23 protein-coding genes and 3 pseudogenes are annotated in these 26,258 nt (G+C 71.4%); 12 read left to right on the forward strand and 14 right to left on the reverse strand.

The features are described 5' to 3' along the window. The coding region (locus EBH09_RS08510; protein ID WP_153182637.1) for a helix-turn-helix domain-containing protein at window positions 1-849 on the reverse strand (849 nt) is incomplete at its 3' end. A 100-nt stretch (window positions 850-949) separates the two neighbouring features. On the opposite strand from EBH09_RS08510, the gene EBH09_RS08515 reads away from it, so the two are divergent. Beyond that, window positions 950-1,516 carry a YceI family protein gene (locus EBH09_RS08515; protein ID WP_121746432.1) on the forward strand — a complete coding sequence of 189 codons (567 nt, stop codon included), beginning with the start codon at window positions 950-952 and terminating at the stop codon, window positions 1,514-1,516. Between the two features lie 69 nt (window positions 1,517-1,585). Here EBH09_RS08515 and uvrA read toward each other — a convergent pair whose 3' ends face one another. Next, on the reverse strand, window positions 1,586-4,627 hold the full coding sequence (gene uvrA, locus EBH09_RS08520) for an excinuclease ABC subunit UvrA (RefSeq protein ID WP_121746433.1): 3,042 nt from the start codon (window positions 4,625-4,627) through the stop codon (window positions 1,586-1,588). 223 nt (window positions 4,628-4,850) lie between these two features. On the opposite strand from uvrA, the gene EBH09_RS08525 reads away from it, so the two are divergent. Together EBH09_RS08525 and EBH09_RS08530 are read left to right on the forward strand one after the other, a co-directional pair. Next, entirely contained in the window at window positions 4,851-5,537 is a 687-nt protein-coding gene (locus EBH09_RS08525; RefSeq protein WP_121746434.1) for a maleylpyruvate isomerase family mycothiol-dependent enzyme, read from the forward strand. Between the two features lie 137 nt (window positions 5,538-5,674). Beyond that, entirely contained in the window at window positions 5,675-6,328 is a 654-nt protein-coding gene (locus EBH09_RS08530; RefSeq protein WP_121746435.1) for an MBL fold metallo-hydrolase, read from the forward strand. A 17-nt stretch (window positions 6,329-6,345) separates the two neighbouring features. Here EBH09_RS08530 and EBH09_RS38675 read toward each other — a convergent pair. The 3 genes and pseudogenes from EBH09_RS38675 to EBH09_RS08545 all read right to left on the reverse strand — a co-directional run. Next, window positions 6,346-6,465: pseudogene (locus tag EBH09_RS38675) on the reverse strand (EamA/RhaT family transporter); the annotation flags it as partial. A gap of 365 nt (window positions 6,466-6,830) precedes the next feature. Next, the gene (locus EBH09_RS08540) at window positions 6,831-7,778 is read right to left on the reverse strand and encodes a CU044_5270 family protein (RefSeq protein WP_238697240.1); all 948 of its coding nucleotides are present in this window, start codon (window positions 7,776-7,778) and stop codon (window positions 6,831-6,833) included. 1 nt (window position 7,779) lies between these two features. Next, the gene (locus EBH09_RS08545) at window positions 7,780-8,373 is read right to left on the reverse strand and encodes an RNA polymerase sigma factor (RefSeq protein ID WP_055690673.1); all 594 of its coding nucleotides are present in this window, start codon (window positions 8,371-8,373) and stop codon (window positions 7,780-7,782) included. A gap of 148 nt (window positions 8,374-8,521) precedes the next feature. On the opposite strand from EBH09_RS08545, the pseudogene EBH09_RS08550 reads away from it, so the two are divergent. Further along, window positions 8,522-8,671, forward strand: a pseudogene (locus EBH09_RS08550) (MBL fold metallo-hydrolase); the annotation flags it as partial. Window positions 8,672-8,756: 85 nt separating this feature from the next. Here EBH09_RS08550 and aroQ read toward each other — a convergent pair. After that, complete coding sequence (aroQ, locus tag EBH09_RS08555; RefSeq protein WP_121746437.1) at window positions 8,757-9,230, reverse strand: type II 3-dehydroquinate dehydratase; 474 nt, start codon at window positions 9,228-9,230, stop codon at window positions 8,757-8,759. A 104-nt stretch (window positions 9,231-9,334) separates the two neighbouring features. Here aroQ and EBH09_RS08560 point away from each other — a divergent pair, with 104 nt between their 5' ends. Then, window positions 9,335-10,381 (forward strand): S66 peptidase family protein, encoded by a 1,047-nt coding sequence (locus tag EBH09_RS08560; RefSeq protein ID WP_121746438.1) that lies wholly within the window; start codon window positions 9,335-9,337, stop codon window positions 10,379-10,381. A 273-nt stretch (window positions 10,382-10,654) separates the two neighbouring features. Here the strand turns inward: EBH09_RS08560 and EBH09_RS08565 are convergent, their stop codons facing one another. The 5 genes from EBH09_RS08565 to EBH09_RS08585 form a co-directional block, all read right to left on the reverse strand. Further along, window positions 10,655-11,653 carry a TerC/Alx family metal homeostasis membrane protein gene (locus tag EBH09_RS08565; RefSeq protein WP_121746439.1) on the reverse strand — a complete coding sequence of 333 codons (999 nt, stop codon included), beginning with the start codon at window positions 11,651-11,653 and terminating at the stop codon, window positions 10,655-10,657. A 254-nt stretch (window positions 11,654-11,907) separates the two neighbouring features. Further along, window positions 11,908-13,950 (reverse strand): TerD family protein, encoded by a 2,043-nt coding sequence (locus tag EBH09_RS08570; RefSeq protein ID WP_121746440.1) that lies wholly within the window; start codon window positions 13,948-13,950, stop codon window positions 11,908-11,910. A 94-nt stretch (window positions 13,951-14,044) separates the two neighbouring features. Further along, window positions 14,045-14,623 carry a TerD family protein gene (locus EBH09_RS08575; protein ID WP_121746441.1) on the reverse strand — a complete coding sequence of 193 codons (579 nt, stop codon included), beginning with the start codon at window positions 14,621-14,623 and terminating at the stop codon, window positions 14,045-14,047. A 139-nt stretch (window positions 14,624-14,762) separates the two neighbouring features. Further along, on the reverse strand, window positions 14,763-16,907 hold the full coding sequence (gene uvrB / locus EBH09_RS08580) for an excinuclease ABC subunit UvrB (RefSeq protein ID WP_121746442.1): 2,145 nt from the start codon (window positions 16,905-16,907) through the stop codon (window positions 14,763-14,765). A 40-nt stretch (window positions 16,908-16,947) separates the two neighbouring features. Next, complete coding sequence (locus EBH09_RS08585; protein WP_121746443.1) at window positions 16,948-17,823, reverse strand: MHYT domain-containing protein; 876 nt, start codon at window positions 17,821-17,823, stop codon at window positions 16,948-16,950. Window positions 17,824-18,114: 291 nt separating this feature from the next. Between EBH09_RS08585 and EBH09_RS08590 the strand changes: the two genes are divergently transcribed. Both EBH09_RS08590 and EBH09_RS08595 read left to right on the forward strand, forming a co-directional pair. Next, window positions 18,115-19,008 (forward strand): glycerophosphodiester phosphodiesterase family protein, encoded by an 894-nt coding sequence (locus EBH09_RS08590; protein ID WP_121746444.1) that lies wholly within the window; start codon window positions 18,115-18,117, stop codon window positions 19,006-19,008. 80 nt (window positions 19,009-19,088) lie between these two features. Then, window positions 19,089-19,643, forward strand: a complete 555-nt coding sequence (locus tag EBH09_RS08595; protein WP_121746445.1) for a methylated-DNA--[protein]-cysteine S-methyltransferase — start codon at window positions 19,089-19,091, stop codon at window positions 19,641-19,643. 28 nt (window positions 19,644-19,671) lie between these two features. Here the strand turns inward: EBH09_RS08595 and EBH09_RS08600 are convergent, their stop codons facing one another. Beyond that, on the reverse strand, window positions 19,672-20,100 hold the full coding sequence (locus EBH09_RS08600) for a VOC family protein (RefSeq protein WP_121746446.1): 429 nt from the start codon (window positions 20,098-20,100) through the stop codon (window positions 19,672-19,674). A 121-nt stretch (window positions 20,101-20,221) separates the two neighbouring features. Between EBH09_RS08600 and EBH09_RS08605 the strand changes: the two genes are divergently transcribed. Further along, on the forward strand, window positions 20,222-21,130 hold the full coding sequence (locus EBH09_RS08605; RefSeq protein ID WP_193776196.1) for a pseudouridine-5'-phosphate glycosidase: 909 nt from the start codon (window positions 20,222-20,224) through the stop codon (window positions 21,128-21,130). After that, complete coding sequence (locus EBH09_RS08610) at window positions 21,127-22,050, forward strand: PfkB family carbohydrate kinase (protein WP_121746448.1); 924 nt, start codon at window positions 21,127-21,129, stop codon at window positions 22,048-22,050. The genes EBH09_RS08605 and EBH09_RS08610 overlap by 4 nt, the downstream gene beginning before the upstream one ends. Before the next feature lie 64 nt (window positions 22,051-22,114). On the opposite strand, the gene EBH09_RS08615 is transcribed toward EBH09_RS08610, so the two are convergent. After that, window positions 22,115-22,909, reverse strand: coding sequence for a methyltransferase (locus tag EBH09_RS08615; protein WP_121747297.1), 795 nt, complete (start codon window positions 22,907-22,909; stop codon window positions 22,115-22,117). Window positions 22,910-22,973: 64 nt separating this feature from the next. Here EBH09_RS08615 and EBH09_RS38680 point away from each other — a divergent pair. Further along, window positions 22,974-23,155 (forward strand): annotated as a pseudogene (locus EBH09_RS38680) (CorA family divalent cation transporter); the annotation flags it as partial. A gap of 61 nt (window positions 23,156-23,216) precedes the next feature. On the opposite strand, the gene EBH09_RS08625 reads toward EBH09_RS38680, so the two are convergent. Continuing rightward, a complete protein-coding gene (locus EBH09_RS08625; protein ID WP_121746449.1) occupies window positions 23,217-23,849 on the reverse strand; it encodes a uridine kinase in 633 nt (210 codons plus the stop codon). A 163-nt stretch (window positions 23,850-24,012) separates the two neighbouring features. On the opposite strand from EBH09_RS08625, the gene EBH09_RS08630 reads away from it, so the two are divergent. Both EBH09_RS08630 and EBH09_RS08635 read left to right on the forward strand, forming a co-directional pair. Next, on the forward strand, window positions 24,013-24,492 hold the full coding sequence (locus EBH09_RS08630; protein WP_121746450.1) for an anthrone oxygenase family protein: 480 nt from the start codon (window positions 24,013-24,015) through the stop codon (window positions 24,490-24,492). Between the two features lie 165 nt (window positions 24,493-24,657). After that, window positions 24,658-26,148: a glutamate synthase subunit beta gene (locus EBH09_RS08635; protein WP_121746451.1), complete on the forward strand. Its 1,491-nt coding sequence runs from the start codon at window positions 24,658-24,660 to the stop codon at window positions 26,146-26,148. Window positions 26,149-26,258: the final 110 nt, after the last annotated feature.

Consider the following 26,258-nt stretch of genomic DNA (forward strand, 5'->3'; position numbering starts at 1 on the left):
CACGGCCCGCAGGGCGCCAGGGCGGCGGCCGTCGAGGTGGTCCAGCGCCGCGGCCGTGGCGTCGTCCGCGGGCAGGTGTACGACGATCCGCTGGCCCTCCTCGGGAAGCGCCAGCGTCTCGTACGACAGCCGCAGGGGTCCGGCCTCCGGGTGCTCGACGTGCTGGGTCCCGACGCGTCGCGGGGCCACCGCGAGGTCTGCGAACCGGTCGGTGAACGCCGCCCCCGCCGTCACCGTCAGCTCGTCGGCCAGCTCGGCCACGTACGGGTCGCGCAGCGGGGCCTCGTGCCGGAGCTGGGCGACCAGGTCGTCGGCCACGCGGTCCCAGTCGGGGTAGGCGGCGCGGGCCCGCTCGTCGGTGAACAGGTACCGGAGCAGGTTGGGCCGGCCGTCGTCGAACAGCCCGAGCGGTCCGGTGAGCCGCGCGTAGCCGTCCGTGTGGGCGAGGACGTCGCCGATCCAGTTGAGCACCACGGCGGGGGTGGGCTCCAGGCGGTCCAGTACGGCCCGCACGGTGGGGCGCGCGCCGCGGCTGAGGGGCGGGGCCGCGGCGCAGAGCAGCGGGTCGCCGCCGTCGGCCTCCTTGGTCAGCCGGCGCAGCAGCATGCGGTCGCGCAGCGACAGGTTCAGCGCGTCGGCGAGGGCACCGAGCACCTGGACGGACGGGTTGCGGTCGCGGCCCTGTTCCAGCCGGGTGAGGTACTCGACGCTGACTCCGGCCAGGGTGGCCAGTTCGGCGCGGCGAAGGCCGGGGGTGCGGCGGCGGGCGCCGGCGGGGAGACCCACCTCGACGGGGGTGACGGATTCGCGCCAGGTCCGCAGGAACGTGCCCAACTCGTTGTCGCTCACATCTGGAACGTACCAATGCGCGCGGGCGAAAGGATGGCCCTGCGACTACCACGCTCGGGCCGGTCTCCCTGCGAGGGCACGGTCGCCCCAGGGTTGAGGCATGACGAATGACATCTCCGGCACCGCCACCGCCGCTCCCCTGCCGATCGCTCCCGGCCAGTGGGCGATGGACCCGTTCCACTCCGCCGTGAACTTCACCATCCGCCACCTGGGCATCGCCAAGGTGCGGGGGCGCTTCGGCGGCGTGCGGGCCGAACTGTTCGTCGGGGAGCGGGTCGAGGACGTCCGGGTCTCCGCGACGATCGATCTGGCCTCCATCGACACCGGGAACGCCGACCGGGACGCGCACGTACGCGCCTCCGACCTGCTCGACGTGGCCAAGCGGCCGACGATGACCTACCGCTCGACCCGGGTGTGGGGCGACGGCCAGGACTGGACCATGGAAGGCGAGCTGACGATCGGTGACGTGACCCGCCCGGTGACGCTCGCCGTGGAGTTCGGCGGGCTGGGAGCCATGACCGCCGGCGGCGACGGCCGCCACGCCGGGTTCGAGGCGACGGGTGAGATCCGGCGCAGCGAGTTCGGCCTGGACTTCGCTCCGGGGCTGCTCGGGGAGGTGGTGAGGCTCCAGCTCGACATGCAGTTCGTGGAGCCGGCGGCCGCCTGAGCGCGTCGGCCGCACGAACGCCGCGCCGGGCCCTACGGGATCGTCCGTGGGGCCCGGCGCGGTTTCTGCTCAGGCCTTGCTCGTCCGCGTCGTCTTCTTCGCGGCGGGCTTGGCGGCCTTCGCGGGGGCCTTCTTGGCCGCCTTGGTGGCCGTCTTCGTGGCGGCCGTGCCGGTGACCGCCTTGGTGGCGGTCTTCTTGGCGGTGGTCTTGGCCGCCACCGTCTTCGCCGCCTTGCGCGGGGTCTTCACCGTGACCGCGTCGCTGATCCGGTCGGCGCCGAGGACCTCCTGGAGGAACTTGCCGGTGTGGCTGGCGGGAACACCCGCGACCTGCTCGGGCGTGCCCTCGGCGACCACCAGGCCACCACCGGCCCCGCCCTCGGGACCCATGTCGACGACCCAGTCGGCGGTCTTGATCACGTCGAGGTTGTGCTCGATGACGATGACCGTGTTGCCCTTGTCGACCAGGCCGGACAGGACGGTCAGCAGCTTGCTGATGTCCTCGAAGTGCAGACCGGTGGTCGGCTCGTCCAGGACGTAGACCGTGCGTCCGGTGGAGCGGCGCTGCAGCTCGCTGGCGAGCTTGACGCGCTGGGCCTCGCCGCCGGACAGGGTGGTCGCGGACTGGCCGAGCCGGACGTAGCCGAGGCCGACGTCCTTCAGCGTCTTCATGTGCCGGGAGATGGCGGGGACCGCCTCGAAGAAGTCGGTCGCCTCCTCGATCGGCATGTTCAGGACGTCGGCGATCGACTTGCCCTTGTAGTGGACCTCCAGGGTCTCCCGGTTGTACCGGGCGCCGTGGCAGACCTCGCACGGGACGTAGACGTCCGGGAGGAAGTTCATCTCGATCTTGATCGTGCCGTCGCCCGCGCAGTTCTCGCAGCGGCCGCCCTTGACGTTGAAGGAGAACCGGCCGGGCATGTACCCGCGGACCTTCGCCTCGGTCGTCTCGGCGAACAGCTTGCGGACGTGGTCGAAGACGCCGGTGTACGTCGCCGGGTTCGACCGCGGGGTGCGGCCGATGGGCGACTGGTCGACGTGGACGACCTTGTCGACGAGGTCGTCGCCGTCCACGCGCGTGTGCCTGCCGGGAACGCTCCGTGCGCCGTTCAGCTCGCGCGCCAGGTGCGTGTACAGGATGTCGTTGACCAGGGTCGACTTGCCGGAGCCGGAGACGCCGGTGACGGCCGTGAACACGCCCAGCGGGAAGGACACGTCGATGTCCTGGAGATTGTTCTCGCGGGCGCCGTGCACGGTGAGCTGCCTGGAGGGATCGCGCGGGCGCCGGATGTCGGGCAGCGGGATGGCCTTCTTGCCGGACAGGTACAGGCCGGTCTGCGACTCGGCGTTGTCGAGCAGCTCCTTGAGGGAGCCGCTGTGCACGACCTTGCCGCCGTGCTCGCCGGCGCCGGGGCCGATGTCGACGATCCAGTCGGCGACCTTGATGGTGTCCTCGTCGTGCTCGACGACGATGAGCGTGTTGCCCATGTCGCGGAGCCGGACGAGGGTCTCGATCAGCCGGTGGTTGTCCCGCTGGTGCAGGCCGATGGACGGCTCGTCGAGGACGTACAGCACGCCGACGAGTCCGGAGCCGATCTGGGTGGCCAGGCGGATGCGCTGGGCCTCGCCGCCGGAGAGGGTGCCGGCCGCACGGTTCAGCGAGAGGTAGTCCAGGCCGACGTCGACCAGGAACCGCAGCCGCTCGTTGACCTCCTTCAGCACGCGCTCGGCGATCTTCTTGTCGCGGGCGCTGAGCTTCAGCTCACCCAGGAAGTCCGCGCAGTCGCTGATGGACATCGCCGAGACCTCGGCGATCGACTTGCCCATGACGGTGACCGCGAGGACGAGCGGCTTCAGGCGGGTGCCCTCACAGGTGGGGCAGGGCACCTCGCGCATGTAGCCCTCGAAGCGCTCACGGCTGGCGTCGCTCTCGGCCTCGCTGTGCCGGCGCTTGACGAAGGGGATCGCGCCCTCGAAGGCCGTGGTGTACCGGCGCTCGCGTCCGTACCGGTTGCGGTAGCGGACCTCGACCTGGGTCTTGTGGCCGTACAGCAGGGCCTTGCGGGCGCGCAGCGGCAGGCCCGCGAAGGGGATGTCCGTCCGGAAGCCGAGCGCGTCCGCGAGGGCGCCGATCAGGCGCCCGAAGTAGTCCTTGGTGTGTCCGTGCGACCACGGGTGAATGGCGCCCTCGTCGAGGGACTTGTCCTCGTCCGGGACGATCAGTTCCGGGTCGACCTCCATGCGGGTGCCGATGCCGGAGCAGTCGGGGCAGGCGCCGAAGGGCGAGTTGAAGGAGAAGGAGCGGGGCTCCAGCTCCTCGAAGGACAGGTCGTCGTACGGGCAGTACAGGTGCTCGGAGTACATGCGCTCGCGCTCGGGGTCGTCCTCGGGGAGGTCGACGAAGTCGAGCACGACCATGCCGCCGGAGAGGCCGAGGGCGGTCTCCACGGAGTCGGTGAGGCGGCGCTTGGCGGTGTCCTTCACCGTGAGGCGGTCGACGACCACCTCGATGGTGTGCTTCTCCTGCTTCTTCAGCGTGGGCGGGTTGGACAGCTGGATGGTCTCGCCGTCGACCCGCGCGCGGGAGTAGCCCTTGGTCTGGAGGTCGGCGAAGAGGTCGACGAACTCGCCCTTGCGCTCGCGCACCAGCGGCGACAGCACCTGGAAGCGGCTGCCTTCCGGCAGCTCCAGGACCTTGTCGACGATGGCCTGCGGCGACTGGCGCGTGATCGGCCGGGCGCACTGGGGGCAGTGCGGCTTGCCGATGCGGGCGAAGAGCAGGCGCAGGTAGTCGTAGACCTCGGTGATGGTGCCGACCGTGGAGCGAGGGTTGCGCGAGGTCGACTTCTGGTCGATCGAGACCGCCGGGGAGAGGCCTTCGATGAAGTCGACGTCCGGCTTGTCCATCTGGCCGAGGAACTGCCGGGCGTAGGAGGAGAGCGACTCCACGTAGCGCCGCTGGCCCTCGGCGAAGATGGTGTCGAAGGCCAGGGAGGACTTGCCCGACCCGGACAGGCCCGTGAAGACGATGAGCGAGTCACGAGGCAGGTCGAGCGAGACGTTCTTCAGGTTGTGCTCGCGCGCGCCACGGACGATGAGACGGTCGGCCACGCCGGTCCGCACCTTTCTTGAGAGAAGTGACAGGGGCGAGGCCCCCGTCTTTCTCAGACTAGGGGGAGCCACTGACAACGCCGGTCGGATTCACCGGTTGTCAACAAACCCCGACTCCCCAGCATGCCCGACGCCGCATCCGACCATATAGCACGTGCATTCGATTTGCGGGCGTCGTCCATCGTCTTCACCCGAAGGTGTGGCGCGGTCTAGGGTCAGCACCATGATTGATCACGCGCATGACCTGGCGTCTGTACGTGACGCTACCGAGCGACTGCTCACCGCGGTCGGGAAACTGGACAACGCGTCCGTGACGGAGTCGTCACGGCTTCCGGGCTGGACCCGCGGCCACGTCCTCGCCCACCTCGCCCGCAACGCGGACGCCCTGGTGAACGTCTTCGAAGGACGCCCCATGTACGTCTCCGGCGAGGCCCGGGACGCCGACATCCAGCGGGACGCCCCGCGCCCGCTGGAAGCCCAGATCGCCGACGTGCGCGAGAGCGCGGCCAGGTTGCAGGACGCCTGGGCCGTGCCCGGGGACTGGTCGCGCACGGTGGAGCTGCGCAACGGGATCACCGACTCGGCCTCCCGGGTGCCGTTCCGGCGCTGGGTCGAGGTGGAGCTGCACCACGTGGACCTGGGCATCGGATATGAGCTGGAGGATCTTCCGGCGGAGTTCACGGAGCGGGAGACCGATTTCCTGGCCGCCCGGTTCGCCGGGCACCCGGACGTGCCGCCCACCCGCCTCACGGACGGCACGCGCGCGTGGAGCACGGGCCGGGAGGCGAGCGCCCCGGAGGTGACCGTCACCGGTCCCCCGGCCGACCTGCTCGGCTGGCTCGCCGGGCGCCGCGAGGGGACCGCGCTCTCGACGGAGGGCGGCCCGCTGCCGTCGCTGCCCCCGCTGTAGCCCGGGAGGGCGGTCCGCGGACCGCCTCCCGGGGCCAGGGGGTGCCGTCCGGATCAGGCCGGCTCCGGGCAACGGTGCCTCGCCACCGACCCCGCGCCCCCGGCGGGATCCGAACGACACCCCCTAGGCTGGCGTACATGACGTACAGCGGAGTGGTGCGGGTCGGCGGCCCCGCCGACGTGCATGAGCTCAAGGACCTGATGATCACCAAGGTCGCGGTCGGTCCGATGGACAACAACGCCTATCTACTGCGCTGCCGGGCCACCGACGAGCAGTTGCTGATCGATGCCGCGAACGACGCGCACTCACTGCTCGGCACGATCGGTGACGGCGGCCTCGCGTCCGTCGTCACCACCCACCGGCACGGCGACCACTGGCAGGCGCTCGCCGATGTCGTCGCGGCCACCGGCGCCCGTACCTACGCGGGTCGGCACGACGCCGAGGGCATCCCGGTGCCGACCGACGTCCCGGTCGACGACGGCGACACGATCCGGGTGGGGCAGGTGGAACTCACCGCGCGCCACCTGGTCGGGCACACTCCGGGCTCCATCGCCCTGGTGTACGACGACCCGCACGGGCACCCCCATGTCTTCACCGGGGATTGCCTCTTCCCAGGCGGTCCCGGCAGGACAACACGTCCGGAAGAGTTCAACTCCCTCATGGACGGCCTGGAGACCAAGGTCTTCGACGTCCTGCCCGACGAGACGTGGGTCTACCCCGGCCACGGCAACGACACCACCATCGGCACGGAGCGGCCCCACCTCGCGGAGTGGCGCGCACGAGGCTGGTAACTGTCCGACGACCGCCCCCCGCTGCGCTCGCCCAGTGTGAGCCGGGCTCCGATGGTGACCAGTACCGGACCCGAGCCCAGGGTCACCGCCGTGGCCACGGTCAGCCCGGCCCGCTGCACGGAGGCGAAGTGGGCCGTCGGGGACGCTTCCCTCTCTTCAGCACCAACCGAGACCTGGAGCGGATCCCAACCCCGTGGCCCGCCGCCCGTGAACGCAGGGGAACGCCCCCATCCATCCACCAACACAGCGGCCCGTCCACGGCGGGCCGCACGCGCTGGTGGCCATGGGCCGCCGCTCCATGACGGCGCGCTGGACAAAGGCCAGAACAACGAGCAGGTGTCTGACTGCCGCCAGGGTTTCAGCCCGGTCAGCGAACTCGCGATGGCGGAGCGGGCCGGGCCAGGCGGCCCCTCCGCCTCTGCGCAGCGGCTGTGCCGCTCAGCGCCGCCGGGTCGGCCCGCCGAAAGGCTCACGAGCGCCGGGCCACCTCCGCCCGGCCGGTTCAGGGCTTCTCGCCGTCCCGGTCGACGAGGGACTGGGTCATCTTCATCTCGCAGAATGTGACCTCGCCCTTCTTGTGCGAGCTCCCGGCCGACGAGCCGTCCGGGTACTTCTCCTCGTAGTCGCCCACCACGACCGACTGGCTCCCCTGGTACTGGAAGGTGTCGGGGTCGAGGAGGTACTCCCGGCGCTGAACGGCCTTGCTGCCCAGGTCCGGGTATATGGCGATGGCGTCATGCCCCAGGGGGTCCTTCACCAGGTGCGGGACCACCTCGATAGCGGGGTCCGCGGCCAGGGCCCGGTACAGCTTGGCCATTCCCTGCGGATGCACGGGATAGGCCTCGTTGAGGGTCGCCAGGAGCGCGAAGGTCTCGATCTGCTCACCCGTCAAGCCGGAGTCCTTGCCCATGGGGAACATGTCCGCCGCCTGCTTCCGGATCTCGGCGGGGTCATCCGGCAGCGAGGCGAGCAGGCGATACAGCCGCCGCTGCGAGGGCTCGTTGTCGCCGTCCGTGTCGTCCTCCCTCGCGGGGCTGTCGTACTGGACCCACTCCTCGCTCACCTCGGGCTTGGCATCGGGCGCCGCGTCCGACGCTCCGTACAGGCACTGCGCGGTCTTCAGGTAGACCCACTGGCCGTCACGCGGATGCAGATCCGGCTGCTCCGACACCACTTCCGCCGCCTGCTCCAGGAGTGCCGTCGCGGACGTCAGGTCCGGGCCGGCAGGCTGCACGCCGCGCTCGGGTCCATCGCCACCGACGAGCATGGTCACCAGCACCGCGATGGTGATCACCGTCGCGGCGCCCCCCGCAGCCGTCACGCGCCAGTCCAACCGCATCCTGCGGGCAGAGCTCTGCTGCGCTGCTCCCAGCAGCTTCTGGCGGCCGGGAGCCAGCCGCGCCCGGTCCGGCGTCGGCACATCGGCGCGCAACTCGTGCATCCTGGTCATGTCATCCATGAGTTACCGCCCCGTTGTGGTCGCTTACGAGGGTGGGGTCGGCGCCGAGCGCCGTACGCATCTTGCGCCGCGCCCGGCTGAGCCGGGAGCGGACCGTACCGACCGGCACCCCGAGGGCGTCGGCACACTCCTGATAGGTGAAGTCCGCCCAGGCGACCAGCAGCAGCACATGCCGGTCCTTCCCGGGCAAGGCCGCGACCGCCCCGGCCAGCGCCTGCTGCGAGGCCTCGGCCGTCACCCGCTCGTCGGCCCGTTCCGACCAGGACTCGGCCACCGGGTCGACGCCGGTACGGGCCAGCGCCCGCAGCGCCCGCACTTCGGAGCGGCGGTGGCTGCCGATGAGGTTGCTGGCGATGCCGTAGAGCCACGGCCGGGCACTGGCGCGCGCGACGTCGTAACGGGCGCGGTTGCGGAAGGCGATGAGGAAGGTCTGCGCCGTGATGTCGTCGGCGTGGCTGTCGCCCAGCCGGCGCATCACATACCGGTGGATCTCGGCGGCGTGTCTGTCGTAAAGCCTGGCGAATATCTCCGGCCGCTCCAGGGATTCCTGGATGACCAGCGCGTCGTCGGTGGGTGGGTCCCCCACGAGGCCCTCACTTCTTCGTGCAGTTGGAGTGAATGCATTCCACCCCCTGTTGTCCGAAGCGGCCAGGAGGGTTCACGCACAGGTGTTGAAACCGCTCGCACAAAGATGCGGCAGCTCGTGTGCCCGGACAGCCCACGAGCTGTCGTCACCAGAATCCGTGACAGCGGCACTCCACTCCGAGACCAAGGTCTTCGACGTACTCCCGGACGAGACGTGGGTCTACCCCGGGCACGGCAAGGACACCTCGATCGGCGCGGAACGGCCGCACCTGCCGGAGTGGCGCGCACGCGGCTGGTGACTGCCGCGCGCCTGGCGCGACGCGTTCACGGGCCGCCGGTTCCCCGATTCCCGCCGGCGGGAAGGCGGCCGGCGCCCCGGGCGTCTCAGGTCCGGGCCTGCCCCGCCCCGGCCAGCGCCGCGATCCGCTCCACACCGAACACGTACCCCTGCACACCGCACCCCGCGATCACACCGTCGGCGCGCTGCGAGATGTAGGAGTGGTGCCGGAACGACTCGCGCTGGTGGATGTTGGAGATGTGGACCTCCACCACCGGCAGCCCGTCGCAGGTGTTGAGCGCATCCAGGATCGCCACGGAGGTGTGCGAGTAGGCGGCGGGGTTGATCACGATCCCGCAGTGGTTCAGCCGGGCCTCGTGGATCCAGTCGACGAGTTCGCCCTCGTGGTTGGACTGCCGGAAGTCCACCGTGCCGCCGTGCGCCGTCGCCGCCTTCACGCACAGGGCCTCGACGTCGGCGAGGGTGTCGGAGCCGTAGATCTCCGGCTGACGCTGACCCAGCAGGTTCAGGTTGGGGCCGTTGAGGATCATGATCGGGGCATTGGCCAGGGTGCGGGGCACGGTTCCTCCGGTCCGTTCGAGGTGCGGCGGCCCTTGCGCGACCGCTGCTCGGACCCCGGTTTATCACGGTGCGCCGACGATCCGGCCGGCCGTACCCTCCGTTCATGACCCCGATCGCGTATCCGCCCAAGCCCTCGCCCGGCGACCGTGTCGCGGTGATATCCCCCTCCTCCGGTCTGCCTGGACTCTTCCCGCGCCCCTACGAGTTGGGCCTGGAACGGCTGCGCAAGGAGTACGGCTTGGACCCGGTGGAGTACCCGGCCACCCGGAAGATGGGCTCGACGCCCGAGGAGCGGGCCGCCGACATCCACGCGGCCTTCGCCGACCCCGGCATCAAGGCCGTGATCGCGTCGATCGGCGGCGACGACCAGATCACCGTGCTGCCGCTGCTGGACCGGGAGCTGATCCGGGCCAACCCGAAGCCGTTCTTCGGCACCAGCGACAACACGAATCTGCTCGCCTACCTGCGCAACACGGGCATCGTCGGCTACCACGGCGCGAGCGTCATGGTCGAGCTGGGGCGTCCCGGCGCCATGCACCCGCAGACCGCCGACTCCCTGCGCGCAGCGCTGTTCACCTCGGGGCCGTACGAGCTGCGGCCCGCCGAGCGGTGGAACGACGTCAACCGTGACTGGGCCGACCCGGCGGCCTTCGACGAGGAACCCGGCTCCCGGCCCGGGGCGGGCTGGTCCTGGGTGAACGCCGACCGGGTGGCCGAGGGCCGCAGTTGGGGCGGCTGCCTGGAGATCCTCGCCTGGCTGCTGATGGCCGACCGCGAGATCGCACGCGACCCGGCGGAGTACGACGGCGGCGTGCTGATCCTGGAGACGTCCGAGGAGATGCCGAGCGCCACGGAGGTCTTCCACACCCTGCGCAACATGGGCGAGCGCGGACTGCTCCGCCGCTTCTCCGCGCTGCTGATGGCCCGCCCGAAGACGTGGTCGTTCGAACGTCCCAACAGCCCCGACGAAGCCGCCCGGTACGCGGCGGAGCAGCACGAGGCGGTACTCCGGGCGATGCGGACCTACGCCCCCGGGGCCACGATCGTCTTCGACGTGGACTTCGGCCACACCGATCCGCAGGTCGTCATCCCGTACGGGGGCACCGTACGGGTCGACGGGCCCGCCCGGCGCATCACCGTCACGTACTGACGCTCGCCCCGTCCCCGTCTACGGATTGACGGCGAGCTCCGGGAAGCCACGCGGAGGCGAGGGCGACCGCCGGGACGGTCGGGCCGACCACGGCGTTGGTGCGGAGACCGCCATCGCAGAGGGCGACGGGCCCCGCATTCCCCGTCACGCGGGCCGGGCGGCCCGTGCACCCTCGCCGCGCTTGCACGCGGGAAGCGGCGGGCGGCTCCTGGCCGCTCGCCGCTCCCGGTGCTGGTCCCCCAGCACACCCGGCTGGAGGTCGGTCGTACGTGGTCAGGCCTCGACGCTGTCCTTGGAAGCGTCGTCGTCCTTGGTGACCGCCTCTTCCGCCTCGGCCTTCTTGGAGGCCCGAAGGCTGGTGATCGTGGTGACGATCAGGACGGAGCAGATCACGCCGAGCGAGACCGGGATGCTGATCTCGGGGACGTGGACCCCGGACTCGTGCAGGGCGTGCAGCACCAGCTTGATGCCGATGAAGCCCAGGATCACCGACAGACCGTAGGAGAGGTGCACCAGCTTCCTCAGCAGGCCGCCGAGGAGGAAGTACAGCTGACGCAGACCCATGAGCGCGAACGCGTTGGCCGTGAACACGATGTACGGGTCCTGGGTCAGGCCGAAGATCGCCGGGATGGAGTCGAGTGCGAAGAGCACGTCGGTGGTGCCGATCGCGAGCATCACGACCAGCATCGGGGTCATGATGCGCTTGCCGTTCTCCTCGATCCACAGCTTGGTGCCGTGGTATCGGTCGGCGACGCCGAAGCGGCGCTCGGCCGCCTTGAGCAGCTTGTTCTCTTCGAACTCCTCGTCGTCCTCGTCGGCCCGCGCCTCCTGGATGAGCTTCCAGGCGGTGTAGATGAGGAAGGCGCCGAAGATGTAGAAGACCCAGGCGAAGTTGGCGATGATCGCGGCGCCCGCCGCGATGAAGACGGCCCTGAGGACCAGGGCTATGAGGACACCGATGAGGAGCACTCGCTGCTGGTACTGCGAGGGCACCGCGAACTTCGCCATGATCAGGATGAAGACGAAGAGGTTGTCCACGCTCAGGGACTTCTCGGTGATGAAGCCCGCGAAGAACTCGCCGGCCGGCTGGCCGCCGCCGAAGACGAGCAGGCCGACTCCGAAGAGGCCCGCCAGGGCGATCCAGACGGCCGTCCAGATCCCGGCTTCCTTGATCGATACGTCGTGCGGCTTGCGGCCGATGAAGAAGTCGGCCCCGATCAGGGCAGCAAGGCCCACGATGGTCAGGACCCACAGGGTCAGGGAAACTTCCACTACTACGCCTCCGGCAGTACGTCACACGGCAAATGTCAGCGTCGTCGCTACCGGAGGTCTCTTCCACCCGGGTCCGGGACGCGTGACGCGTTCGGAGCCCACGGGCCGACGCCCCGGGATCTGGCCTGATCCGTATTGACGGGTACGCCGCACAGACAGGGAGTACTCCCCTCCGTACGGACGACAGTACCCCATTCCCCAAGGGAGGGTAAAGAGATTTGCAAATTAAGCTCAAAACACCAGCTCGGAGGGGGTCACCGATCCCACGGACGGCGGGCTGCGGCGACCTGGGTGAGCACCTGCCGGAGCACCTGGCTGCCGGGCGGCACGAGCGCGGGCTCGTACGTCCAGGCATGTCCGACCCACGGGTCGGCGAGGTGGTCGTCGGCCACCGGCGTCAGCCGGAGAAGCGAGCGCCACAGCGGGTCGAGCAGCGGTCCGTACCCGGCGGAGTCCTCCCGGTCGGCGACCATCATCAGGTGGACCCCGACGGCCGGCCCCTCGTCCGCGAGGTAGCGCAGCTGGTTCACCGCCCGGTCGTCGAAACCGTGCGGGAAGTCGTTGACGATCAGGAGCTGCTGGGACGTGTCGAGGCCGGGCGGAAGCGCGTCGGGAGCGCCTCCGCGCAACGCCATCTGCACCAGGTCTACACGCTGGGTGAGGCGGGCGAGCACGTCCGCCGTCCCGGCGGCGCCCAGGGCGGGCGGGGCCGCGAGCACTCCGGTCTGCACCAGCGGGGCCAGTGCCTGCGCCCCTGATCCGGCCGGGTCGATGACGTGCACGGTGAACTCGCCCGCCGGGTAGGCGGCGAGCAGCCTCGCCGCGTGCGCGACCGCCGTCTCCAGGCCCAGGCTCCGCATCTCGTGGGAGTCGGCGAACGAACCGTCGAGCGAGGCGGAACGCCCGCTGTCGATCCACAGTCCGCGCTCCAGCGGCAGCCGGACCAGCAGCGGGATACGTATGCGGTCGGCCTCGGGGAGATGGAGGTCGCCCAGCCGCAGGGCCATGGGGATCTCCATGGGTACGCGGTAGGCGTGCCAGACGGGGCTGTCCCAGCGCGCGTAGGCCGCCGGCAGGGCGGGCTCGACCACATCCGCCTCGGCGGCGAGCTGAGCGATGTCCCGGTCCAGGGCCTCCCGGGCCTGGGACACGAGCTGGGTGTGCCGGGTGCGCGCCGCTTCCCGGGCTGCGTCACCCTGACCGCCGATCCGGCTGCGCGGGTCGGACAGGACCTGGTCGAGTTCCTTCTCCATGCGCGAGTCGGCGAAGTCGACGGCGCTGCGGTACGCGGCCGTGGTGCGGGCCAGGTCCTCGAACATGCCCCACACCTGGTTGTAGAGCCGCTCCTCCATGGACCAGCCGGTGGCGTCGCCCGCGACGGGCCGCGCGGGCTGCCCGGGCGCGGCCGGCGGCGCGGCCGGCGGGGGCGGAGGCGGAGCGGCGTCCTGCCGGCGCGGGTGGCTGTAGTCGATCGGGCCGCCGCCGGTGGGCGCGGACGACGGGCCGGCGGTGGCGGAGTCCCCCGGCCCGGCCGGGTACGGCTGCTGTGTGCCGTGCTGTGCGTGGGCGCCGGGCGTCTGCGGGTCGGACACGCCCGGGGCGTCGTACGGGGACACCGGGGGCACGGTGCCGGGGGTGCCCTGGGACGCGGCGGCGCCGTGGTCCGTACCGTGCGCCGGGGTGGCGGCCTGCCGGGAGCGGTTGCCGTCGGCCGTCCGTGCCGGGGGCGCCGGCACCGAACGGGCCAGGCCGCCGGCCACCGCCTCGTGGATGCCTCGGGCGAGTTCGTGGGCCTGGGGCAGGCTCTGGTCGGTCAGGAGTTCGGTGAGGCCGCCCGTGTAGCCCTGGCCGACGGCCCGCACCTTCCAGGCACCCTGCCGCCGGTAGAGCTCCAGCGCGACGACGGCCGACTCGGCCTCCAGGCCGGTGATGGTGTAGCTGGCGACCTCGTCACCGTCGAGGCCCGTGACGGCGACGAAGGGTGCGGCGACGGCCCCGAAGCGGCCCGGGCCCTGCCCGCCGGCGGGCAGGGCGAGCAGCACACTGACGCGGTGCACCGCGTCCGGCACGGCGTCCAGGTCCACCGCGAGGCGATGGTCGGCGGCTGCCTGCCGGGAGACCTCCAGACCAGGCAGGGCGGGCGTGCCCGGGTGGGCCACCCATTCCACGCCGTGGACCCTGCCGTTCTCGTCACCGAGCGTTGCTCCGGCCACGATCGGTGTGCCGGCCGAGATCCGGATCTCGAGACGGGCCCGGGGAAGCGGATGGTTCTGTCCCCGCGTCAGCTCGGCCGTCATCGCCTTCCCCCTGTGTCACTCAGTGCGTCACTCGTGATGTGTCGTGCGGCGACCGCCCGTCCTGCTCACGGGGCGGCCGGTACCCGCCGACCTGCTACAGGACCGGCAGGATCGCCGGCATCAGGTCCTGGAAGGTGCGGCCGTTGGCCGGGGAACCGATGGCGGTCATCGCCCAGCCCTGGCCCGCGCGGTGCACCTTCGCCATGATCTGGGCCGTGTAGGCGCCGCCGCCGGCCAGCGTGTAGCGGGCGAGTTCCTGGCCGTTGGTCTCGTCGACCAGGCGGCAGAACGCGTTCTGCACTTCCTGGAAGGTCTGGCCCGTGAAGGAGTTCACGGTGAAGACGATCTGGTCGATGTGGACCGGGACGCGCTGCAGGTCGACGAGGATCGCCTCGTCGTCGCCGCCCTGGCCGACACCGCCGACGAGATTGTCCCCGGTGTGGCGCACCGAGCCGTCGTCGCTCACCAGGTGGCGGAAGAAGACGACGTCGACCGGCTGCTTGTCCGCGAACAGGACGGCGGAGGCGTCCAGGTCGATCTCCCGGGTGCGCGAGCCGAACAGGCCGCGCCGGGGAGCCGCCTGCCAACCGAGACCCATGCGCACCGACGTCAGGCTGCCGCCGTCGCTCTTCTGCAGACTGATGGCCTGACCCTTGGTCATGTTGACGGTCACGCGCTGATCCCCTCTCGAACTGTCCCCTGTTGCCGCGGACCCGCGGTTGTCCAGAACCCTACGCAGGGACACTGACAGCGCCCCACCCAGGTCCGCACTTTGTGTCGGTCTTGCAACACAGCGCGTGCCCGGGGGCCCGTCAGGCCAGACCGGCCTCCTTCATCTGCCGCAGTTCCTTCTTCATCTCGGAGACCTCGTCCCGCAGCCGGGCGGCGATCTCGAACTGCAGGTCCGCGGCGGCCGCCCGCATACGGGTGGTGAGGTCCTCGATCTGTTCGGCGAGCTCCGCGGCGGGGCGGTCGGTCGGCACGGTTTCCTTGCCCTTGCCCTTGCCCTTGGCCGCCTTGGCGCCGGCCGCCGCCTGGCCGCCGAGGGCGGGTACGGGGGCCTTGGCGGCCTTGCCGTCCTTCGACTGGCGATAGCCCGAGCCGAGCAACTGCTCGGTGTCGATGTCCTCGCGGGCGATCTGCGCGACGATGTCGTTGATCTTCTTGCGGAGCGGCTGAGGGTCGATGCCGTTCGCCTTGTTGAACGCGACCTGCTTCTCGCGGCGGCGGTTGGTCTCGTCGATCGCCCTCTCCATCGCCGGCGTGATCTTGTCGGCGTACATGTGGACCTGACCCGAGACGTTGCGCGCCGCGCGGCCGATGGTCTGGACCAGGGAGGTGCCGGAGCGCAGGAAGCCCTCCTTGTCGGCGTCGAGGATCGCCACCAGGGAGACCTCCGGCAGGTCGAGGCCCTCGCGGAGCAGGTTGATGCCGACCAGGACGTCGTACTCGCCGGCACGCAGCTCACGCAGGAGTTCGACGCGGCGCAGGGTGTCGACGTCGCTGTGCAGGTAGCGGACCTGGATGCCCAGTTCCAGGAAGTAGTCGGTGAGGTCCTCGGCCATCTTCTTGGTGAGCGTGGTGACCAGGACGCGCTCGTCCTTCTCGGTCCGCTTGCGGATCTCGTGCACCAGGTCGTCGATCTGCCCCTCGGTGGGCTTGACGACGACCTCCGGGTCGACGAGGCCGGTGGGGCGGATGATCTGCTCGACGGCGCCGTCCGAGCGGGAGAGCTCGTAGGCGCCCGGGGTCGCCGACAGGTACACGGTCTGCCCGATGCGTCCCTGGAACTCCTCCCACTTCAGTGGACGGTTGTCGAGGGCGGAGGGCAGCCGGAAGCCGTGGTCGACCAGGGTCCGCTTGCGGGAGGCGTCACCCTCGTACATGGCGCCGATCTGCGGGACGGTGACGTGCGACTCGTCGATGACGAGCAGGAAGTCGTCCGGGAAGTAGTCCAGCAGGGTGTTCGGCGGGGAGCCGGGCAGACGGCCGTCGAAGTGCATGGAGTAGTTCTCGACGCCGGAGCAGGAGCCGATCTGGCGGAGCATCTCGAGGTCGTACGTCGTGCGCATCCGCAGTCGCTGGGCCTCCAGGAGCTTGCCCTGCTTCTCCAGCTCGGACAGCCGCTCCCCCAGCTCCTTCTCGATGTCGTTGACGGCCCGCTCCAGGCGCTCGGGGCCCGCGACGTAGTGGGAGGCGGGGAAGACGTACAGCTGCTGGTCGTCGCTGATGATCTCGCCGGTGACCGGGTGGAGCGTGGACAGGGCCTCGATCTCGTCACCGAACATCTCGATGCGGACGGCGAGCTCCTCGTAGACCGGGAAGATCTCGATGGTGTCGCCGCGCACCCGGAAGGTGCCGCGGGCGAAGGCCATGTCGTTGCGCGTGTACTGGATGTCCACGAAGCGGCGCAGCAGCTCGTCCCGGTCGTGTTCTTCGCCGACCCGGAGCGGGACCATGCGGTCCACGTACTCCTGCGGGGTGCCGAGGCCGTAGATGCAGGAGACGGAGGCGACCACGACGACGTCACGGCGGGTGAGCAGCGAGTTGGTCGCCGAGTGGCGCAGGCGCTCCACCTCCTCGTTGACCGAGGAGTCCTTCTCGATGTAGGTGTCCGACTGCGGGACGTACGCCTCGGGCTGGTAGTAGTCGTAGTACGAGACGAAGTACTCGACGGCGTTGTTCGGCAGCAGCTCGCGGAACTCGTTCGCCAGCTGGGCGGCCAGTGTCTTGTTCGGCGCCATCACGAGGGTGGGGCGCTGGAGCTTCTCGATCATCCACGCGGTGGTGGCGGACTTGCCGGTGCCGGTCGCGCCGAGCAGGACGACGTCCTTCTCGCCTGCTTCGACACGCCGGGCGAGTTCGGCGATGGCCGCCGGCTGGTCGCCGTTCGGCTGGTAGGGGCTGACGACCTCGAAGGGCGCCACCGTGCGTTCGATCTGGGAAACGGGCCGCATGGGTTCCACCGTACGACCCCCCACTGACAACCGGTCCGGATCAGCGGTTCTGCGGGGTTCGGGAACGCCGGACGAGCGGGCGGCGCGTGTGGTGGGCGGGGTGGTGCGGAGGGCGGCGGACCGTGCGCGGTACCTCGGGGTGGGCGGGGACGCCCGGCTTCCGCTCGACGGGGACTTCGGCGGTCCTCCCCGTGATCATCAGCGGGTCGAACATCATCACGACGCCGGCGAGGAGGAGGAAGCCCAGGGGGCCGATGAGCATGGGGGCGAGCAGTTCCGCGGCCGAGCCCCCCGTGGAGGGATCGGCCGTGCCGTGGAGGTGGACTTCGAGGGCGGCCATGCCCGTGTAGTGCATGCCGGTGACGGCCAGCCCCATGACCAGGCTGGCGCCGAGGCTCCACAGGAATCCCCGGACCTGTCCGGCCGCCCACACGGCGGCGGTGGCGGCGGCCATGGCTATGACGACGGACACGGCCACGGTGAACGTGTTGTACGTCAGCTGCCCGTCCAGGCGCATCCCGGCCATACCCAGGTAGTGCATCGACGCGATGCCCAGGCCGGTGATCGTGCCGCCGGTGAACAGGGCCGCTCCCCGCGCGCCCCGATAGCCGACGATGAAGATCCCGACGCCCACCATCACGATGGCGACGGCCAGGCTGGCGAAGGTCATCAGCCAGTCGTAGCGGATCGGCGTGTGCTCGATCGTGAACCCCATCATGGCGATGAAGTGCATGGTCCAGATGCCGGAGCCGATCGCCGCCGAGCCGAGCGCGAGCCACGCCGGGCGCCAGGACCGGGGGGCCCGCATGGACCTGGTGGTGCAGCGCAGACCGAGGGCACCGCCGAGGCAGGCCATGAGGTAGGCCACCAGCGGTGTGACGAGTCCGTAGCTGAATCCCTCGACCGTGCCTTGCATGTGCGGCTGCCCTTCCGCCTTCTTGCACCCCGGTTGCGTCCCGGAATTTCCCTGATGTGCGCCCCCTCCCAGGACCGCGCGAACGGTCAGGGTCGAGGCAGAGAGTATGACTCCCACCGGAATGGTCGAACGATTCTCCGGCAAAGAATCACGGCCTCGACCCACTTGTGGGGCCCCGGTGAGCGGAGTTGAGCAACTCCATTCAGCCTGTGGCCATTCTGCACCCCTCTCCCGTTGACTCTCTGGTGTCACAGTGGTGCTGTCCGTGATCGCTCGACGCGAGGAGTACGCATGCACGCGCGCGCAGTTGCCGTCACGACCACCGCGCTCCTGGGAGTCGCCCTGCTCACTCCGCTCTCGCACGCCGGGACCGCCCAGAGCGGGGACGACGGTCCCTCGGTCGTCGCCCACCGGGGCGCCTCGGGGTACGCGCCGGAGAACACGCTGGCCGCCGTCGACAAGGCGGCCGAGATGGGCATCCGCTGGGTGGAGAACGACGTCCAGCGCACCAAGGACGGCGAGCTCGTCGTCCTCCACGACGACAGTCTGCGGCGCACGACCGACGTGGAGCAGGTCTTCCCCGACCGCTCGCCCTGGAAGGTGAAGGACTTCACCGCGGCGGAGATCGCGCGGCTGGACGCGGGGAGCTGGTTCGGGTCCGAGTACGCGGGCGCGCGCGTGCCGACGCTGAAGCAGTACGTGGACCGCGTGGAGCACAACCACCAGAAGCTGCTGCTGGAACTGAAGAACCCCCAGCTGTATCCGGGCATCGAGCAGCAGACCCTCAAGGTCCTGGCCAACGAGGGCTGGCTCGACCGGCGCCATGTGGCCGGCCGGCTGGTCGTGCAGAGTTTCAGCGCGGACAGCGTCCGGGCCGTCCACGATCTCGAGCCGGCCGTCAAGACCGGGTTCCTCGGCACGCCGCCGGTGTCGGACCTGCCCGAGTACGCGGAGTTCACCGACCAGATCAACCCCTCACACGGCTCCCTCTCCATGAGCTACGTCTCCTCGGTGCACGCGTTCACGGGGCCGCACGACAGGCCGATGGAGGTTCTCACCTGGACGGTCGACGACGCGGCCACCGCCCGGCGGGTCGCCGGGTACGACGTCGACGGCATCATCACCAACAAGCCCGACGTGGTGCGGGACGCCGTCGGCGAGGACGAGGACTCGGCCGGCCGGTGATCCCGGCACGCCCGGGGCAGGGGCCGCTCGCGTCCGCCGCCGCCCCGGGCGTTGTCAGTGGCCGGCCGTACCGTTGGCGCATGGACAGCCATGGGCAGTACGAACGGCAGGTCGTGTGGACCGTGGTCGGCACCGACATCGGTCCGCTGCTGCTGGCCGCCACCCGCGACGGACTGGTCAACGTCGTGTTCCACGCCACCGACACCGCACGCGACCGTGCACTCGAAGGGCTCGCGGCCCGGCTGGGCACGGAGCCCGTCGAGGCGCCGGGCTCGCCGCTGCTCTCCGAGGCGATACGGCAGGTGGAGGCGTACTTCGCGGGCCGGCGGCGTGCCTTCGACCTGCCGCTGGACTGGTCGCTGATCTCGGGTTTCAACCGGGAGGTACTGCGCGAGCTGGCGTCCGGCGTCCCCTACGGCTCGGTCGTCGGGTACGGCGACCTCGCCGACCGGGTCGGCCGGCCGGGCGCCGCACAGGCGGTGGGCATGGCGATGGGGGCCAATCCCCTGCCGGTCGTCGTGCCGTGCCACCGGGTCGTCGAGAGCGACGGCGGCATCGGCGGGTTCGGGGGCGGCGTGGGCACCAAGCGACAGTTGCTCGCGCTCGAGGGCGTGCTGCCCGAGCCGCTGTTCTGAGAGGTCGGCCGCCCGGGGCCCGGCGGGGCTACTCGTAGTGCCGAGCCTCGAAGATGTTGCCGTCCGGATCGCCGAAGTAGAAGCTGCGCCGGGCCGGGCCTCGGGCGCCGTAGGAGTCGTACGACAGTTCCGAGACCGCGACGGCCTGCTCCTCGAGTCGGGCGCGCAGTGCCTCGAAGTCGTGCGGTGACAGCGACAGGCAGACGTGGTTGACGGGATGGCCCGCGCTGCCGTCGGCGCCGGGGACCATCCGCATGCGTTCCGCCAGGGAGTGTGGCGCCAGGTCGAGGATGGTCTCGTCGTTGAGGCGCACGGAGGGGAAGCTCACCGTCCCCGCGCTGTACTCGGCGACCCGCAGGGGCTCCAGCCCCAGGGTCTTCTCGTAGAAATGGGCGGCGGCGACCGGGTCGCGCACCCAGAGGACGACATGGTCGAGACGTGTCGTGTTGTGCGTCATGGTCCCCAGGCTCGTGGTCTTCCCGGAGGGCCGCAAGACTCCTGCTGGGACCCTTGACGGGTTTGGCCCGCACCCCCGCCCGCCAGAGATGAGGGAGAACCGACGGACAGGAGGCAGGCGCGTGATGCTGATGGTGTCGGAAGAGGTACGGGCCGCGATCGACGCGCGTCACCCCGTGGTGGCGCTGGAGTCCACGATCATCGCGCACGGGCTGCCGCGCCCGCGCAATCTGCTGGTGGCGCGTGAGCTGGAGGAGACCGTACGGCAGGAGGGCGCCATACCGGCGACCATCGCCGTGCTGGACGGGCGGCCCCACGTCGGCCTGGACAAGGAGCAGCTGGAGCGGGTCGCGAACGAGGACGGCATCCGCAAGCTGGGCCACCGCGACCTGCCGCTCGCGGTGGCCGCCGGAGCGAGCGGGGCGACCACCGTCTCGGCGACCGCCCGGCTGGCGGCCCTGGCGGGCGTCCGGGTGTTCGCCACCGGCGGGCTGGGTGGCGTGCACCGGGAGTGGACGGTGACGCAGGACGAGTCGGCCGACCTCGGCCTGCTGGCACGCACCCGCATCACGGTGGTCTGCGCGGGCGTGAAGTCCATCCTGGACGTGCCGGCGACCCTGCAGCGGCTGGAGACGCTGGGTGTCGCGGTGGCCGGTTACGGTACGGACCGCTTCCCCGGCTTCTACCTGTCCGACTCGGGGCATCCGGTGGACTGGACGCTGGACACCCCGGAGCAGGTGGCGACGGTCATGCGGGCGCAGGACGCGCTCGGCGGACCGCGGTCCGCGCTCGTGGTCGCCCATCCCGTCCCCGAGGAGGAGCAACTCGATCCCGTGCTGCACGCGCGGGTGCTCGCCGAAGCGCTGCGCGACTGCGAGGAGGCGGGGGTCACGGGCCAGGCGGTCACGCCGTTCCTGCTCGACTACCTGGTACGGCACACCGACGGGGCCTCGCTGAGCGCCAACCTGGCTGCGGTGCGCGCGAACGTTCGGCTGGCGGCCCGTGTCGCGACGGCCTGGGCCGAAGCGTGACCACAGGGCCGGGAGGCGCGCTGCTGGTCGTCGGGGACGTCGTCACGGACGTCGTCGCCCGGCACCGGGGGCCGCTGGCCTCCGGCACGGACACGGCCGCCTCGATCCGCCGGCTGCCCGGTGGGGCGGGCGCCAACGTGGCGTGCTGGGCCGCGTACGGCGGGTGCCGGGACGTACGGCTGCGGGGGCGGGTCGGCACCGACGCGGCGGCCTGGCACGAGCGCGAGCTGGTGACCCGTGGTGTACGTCCTCTTCTGGTCGTCGACGAGGCGGCCCCGACGGGGACGGTGATCTGCCTGGTCGACACGGGCGCCTCGGCCGAGCGAACGTTCCTGACGGACAGCGGGGCGTCGCTGCGGCTCGGGCCCGACGACTGGTCGGACACGCTGCTCGACGGCGTCGCCCGACTACACCTTTCGGGCTACCTCCTGTTCTCGAAGGTGAGCCGTGCCCTGGTGCCGGTCGCCCTGGCCGCGGCACGCGCGCGCGGGGTACCGGTCAGCCTGGACCCGGCGTCGGCCGGTTTCCTCACCGAGCTGGGCGTCGACCGCTTCCTGGACCTGATCGAGGGGGTGGACGTGCTGCTGCCCAGCCGGGACGAGGCGTGCCTGCTCACGGGGCTGCCCGACGCGGCGGACGCCGCGGCCAAGCTGAGCCGGCTCGTCCCGCTGGTTGTCGCCAAGCAGGGCGCAAAGGGGGCCTTCGTGGCCCGGTCCGGCAGCGTGTGCGCGCGTGTCCCCGCCACCCCGGCGTCGCCACGGGACAGTACGGGCGCCGGTGACGCCTTCACCGGCGCGTTCCTCGCCGCACTGCTCGCGGGCGCGGAGCCCGAGGAGGCGACGGCCTCGGGGTGCCGGGCGGGAGCGCGGGCGGTCGAACGGGTGGGCGGGAGGCCTCCGCGGGCGACGGACCGGCCGTAGGCAGGTATGGGGGACGCTGGTGTCGGCCGGGGGAGACGTCCCGGGCCGGCCGGGGCCCGCTCCCCTACGCCTTGCGGCCCCACGCCGAGATCATCGGAGCCGTCGCGAGGTCCATCCCGCCGGACGCGACGTTCGCGAGGTGGCGGTCGATGTCCTCGTGGCCGGCTACTCCGGCGGCGACCAGCTGGTCGCGGACCTGACGGACCGTCGCGGACTCCAGGGCGGCGCACGCGGGTGAGGTGACCGGGAAGTAGGCATCGGCCTCCACGTGGCGCAGCCCGGCCTCCCGGAGCAGACGCGGGAGCCGGCGGCCGTAGGAGAGATCGGCGCCGCGACGGGCCAGCAGTTGGCGGAAGCCGTGCCGCAGCCGGTTCGCCAGCTGCTGCTCGGGACCGTGCTCGTCGGGACAGAGCAGGGGCTGCAGCGCGGGGTCGGCGTCCTCGACCAGGAGGCGGCCGCCGGGACGCAGGGCCTTGACCATCGAGTGCAACGCCCTTTCCCGGTCCGGGACATGGACAAGCACGAGCCGGGCGTGCACCAGGTCGAACCCCTCCCCCGGCGGGTCCTCGGCGCCCACGTCGTGCACGCGCACCTCGACCGGAGGCCGGCCGGCCGGAGCGATCCGAGAGGTGTCGATGTCGGTCGCGAGGACCCTGCCGGTCGGTCCCACCCTCTTGGCCAGCCAGGACACCACCGAGGTGCCTCCGGCCCCGACCTCCCAGCAGCGCCAGCCGGGTCCGGCGCCGAGCGCTTGGAGGTGCCGGAACGTCGTGGGGTCGAAGAGGGTGGCGAAGGCCTCGAAGCGCTCCGCCGCCTCGGCCTGCCGGTTGTCGAGGAGGTGTCCGTCGGTTCGCGTCATGCGGCGATCATCCCAGTTGTCCGGCTTGCCTGAAGCGGTCGACGCTCCGGCGCGGCGGCCCTCGGACATGCGGAAGATCAGCGCCTGGGCCGTGATCGTCGCGGTACCCACGATGGTCTGCGGGGTGTACGGCTGGACTTCGACCACATGCCCGAGCCGCGCCGGCGGTACCGCTACGGCCTGGTCATCGGTGTAGCCGTCGCGTGCCCGGCGCCGCACCGGGGCTTGCGGCGCAACGGCCGGCTCCGGCCGCGGGCCGGGCCGCTCAGGCCGAGAAGCTCATGGTCTGCCGTGGCGCGCCCCCGCGTCAGCCGTTCCACGCGGGATGCCGTGGATCGTCGGCGCGCACGAGGACGTCGGCGGTGCCGGAGGGGTCGGTCTCGTCCTCGTAGCGCTCGAAGGCGGGCAGCGTCCAGTGCTCGGCCTCGGGGGTCCGGCGGCGCAGTGCGCCGGGGCCGAGGACCAGATGGACGCTCAGATCGAGGGGGAACCAGTGGCGCAGCAGGAAGGGGCCGTGCAGCAGCAGGGCGCCGCCGGGTGGGAGGCGGACGTAGGAACTGCGGGTGGCGCGGTCGGTGACCGGGTCCCACAGGTCGGGCAGAACGCGCCCGTCGCCACCGGGCCCGAGGGGGTCGAAGACCTCGCGCCACAGAGCGCCGGTGTCGTGCCAGCCGTTGTAGTAGGACTCCACGTCCTGATGCCCGTACTCGAGGCGGAGGGAAGCGGGGCGCAGGAAGCCCTCCGCCCCGACGACGAGGGAGGGACGGCCGCGCACGCGCAGCGCCTCGGAGACCCGCTCCGCGAGGTCGCCGGGGCGGGCTGCCGGGGCACCGTCGAAGGCGACGCGCGGCCAGGCGCTGCCGTCGGCGGGTTCGAGGTCGAGCAGACGCTCGGCGAGCAGGTCGCCGAGCCTGTCCCAGGTGATCGCTTCCAGTCGCACCTGCCCATGATGCGTCAGCCACCGGTCCGCCCGCCTGGACGCTCGCGCATGCGCTCGCGCCGGTCGGCCATGGTCACCGTGCCCGTGCGGAGGTTGACTTGGGGTGATCGATGGCCGACGGTGCCGAGCGGGCATCGACGCGACGGGCGGGAGCTGACGCGACATGATCGACGGACCGTACTTCGTACTGACAGTGCTGGGTGTGCTCGGGACCGGTCTGACGGCCGGCGCCTTCTGCGCGTTCTCGACCTTCGTCATGCGGGGGCTCGCGGCGCTGCCGCCCGCGCAGGGGGTCGCCGCGATGAACGCGATCAACACGGCCGCGGTGCGGCCGCCCTTCATGCTCGTCTTCCTGGGGACGGCGGTGCTGACCGCGGTGATCGCCGTGGTGACGTTGGCGCTGTGGCCGGACGGGGCCGCGGTGCAGCTGCTGCTGGGCAGCGCGCTGCACCTGTTCGGGTCGTTCGGGGTGACCGCGGCCGCCAATGTGCCGCGCAACACCGCGCTGCTCCGGCTGGAGCCGGGTACCGCCGAGGCGGCCGCCCAGTGGCCCTCGTACGTGCGCGAGTGGACGGCGTGGAACCACGTACGCACGGTCGCCTCGGCCGCGGCGGCGGTGGCGTACGTGCTGGCCCTCGCCTGACGGGGCGCCCCCGCCTCGCCCCGGGGCGGCGCCGCCAACGGCCGGGACACCGTTGGCGCGGAGCCGTCCGGCGCTCTGCGCGCGGGCCGGGCGGGACGTATCGTGGGCCGGAAGAGCGCCGCCCCACGGCGCACGGCCTGCCACCCGCACGCGAGGAAGACGGCCATGGCCGATCCCAAGGGTTTTCTGACCACGCCCCGCGAGGAGTGGCCCCGCAGGCCCGCCGAGGAACGGGTCCGGGACTGGCACGAGGTCTACGTCCCGGGGGCGCTGCTGCCGATCATCGGCGACCAGGCCGACCGCTGTATGGACTGCGGCGTCCCCTTCTGCCACGAAGCCTGCCCGCTCGGCAACCTGATCCCGGAGTGGAACGACCTGGTCTCCCGGGCGGACTGGAGGGCGGCGAGCGAGCGGCTGCACGCCACGAACAACTTCCCCGAGTTCACCGGCCGGTTGTGCCCGGCACCGTGCGAGGCCGGCTGTGTGCTCGCCATCAACCAGCCGGCCGTCACCATCAAGAACGTCGAGTGCGCGATCGCCGACAAGGCCTGGGAGGAGGGTTTCGCCCCGCCGTGCCCGCCGGACCGGCTGTCCGGGCGGACGGTGGCGGTGGTCGGTTCGGGGCCCACCGGGCTCGCGGCGGCGCAGCAGCTGACCCGGGCCGGGCACACGGTCGCGGTCTACGAGCGGGACGACCGGATCGGGGGGCTGATGCGGTACGGGATCCCCGAGTTCAAGATGGAGAAACGGCACCTGGAGCGGCGCGTCGGCCAGATGCGGGCCGAGGGGACGAAGTTCCGTACGTCGACGGCGGTCGGGCGGGACGTGGCCACCCGCGAGTTGCGGGCCCGCCACGACGCCGTGGTGATCGCCACCGGCGCGACCGCGTGGCGGGAACTGGCGGTGCCCGGCCGCGAGCTGGCCGGTGTCCATCAGGCGATGGAGTACCTGCCGCTGGCCAACCGGGTGTGCGAGGGCGACCTGGAACGCTCCCCGCTGTCGGCCGCCGGCCTGCACGTCGTCATCGTCGGCGGTGGCGACACGGGTGCGGACTGTCTCGGTACCGCGGTGCGGGAGGGGGCCGCGTCCGTGACCCAACTGGACATCTACGCGCAGCCCGGCGGGGACCGCGACGAGGAGGCCGAGCCCTGGCCGACGTATCCGCGGCTGTACCGGCTGTCGGCCGCGCACGAGGAGGCACGTGACCTGCGGTCCGCGCCCGCGGCGGACGCCGACGCGCGGCTCTTCGCCGCGTCCACGCTCCGACTCACCGGTGACTCGCAGGGGCATGTGCGGTCGCTGCATCTGGTCGGTGTGGACGCCGGGCGCCGTCCGCTGCCCGGCACCGAACGGTCGCTCCGCGCGGACCTCGTCCTCCTCGCCCTGGGCTTTTGCGGACCGGACCGGGAGGACGGGCTCGTCGAGGGGCTGGGGCTGGAACTGGAGCCCCGTGGCACGATCGCCCGGGACCGGGGCTTCGCGACCAACGTCCCGGGTGTGTTCGCCGCCGGGGACGCGGCACGCGGGCAGTCGCTGATCGTGTGGGCCATCGCGGAGGGCCGGGCGGTGGCGGCGGCCGTCGACCGTCACCTGTCGGGCGGCAGCACGAGGCTGCCGGCGCCGGTCGGTCCGTACGACCGGCCGATGACGGTCTGAACACACCCACCACCGCCCGGCCGGGCGTCGATCGGATCACGGCGGTTTACTGGTCACGGGTCACGCCCGGGTCACGGCCTACGTTTCACTGCTCACGGATGTCGAGTGTT

Origin of the sequence: Streptomyces sp. E2N166, from assembly GCF_003671715.1 — a bacterium.
Lineage (GTDB): Bacteria > Actinomycetota > Actinomycetes > Streptomycetales > Streptomycetaceae > Streptomyces > Streptomyces thinghirensis.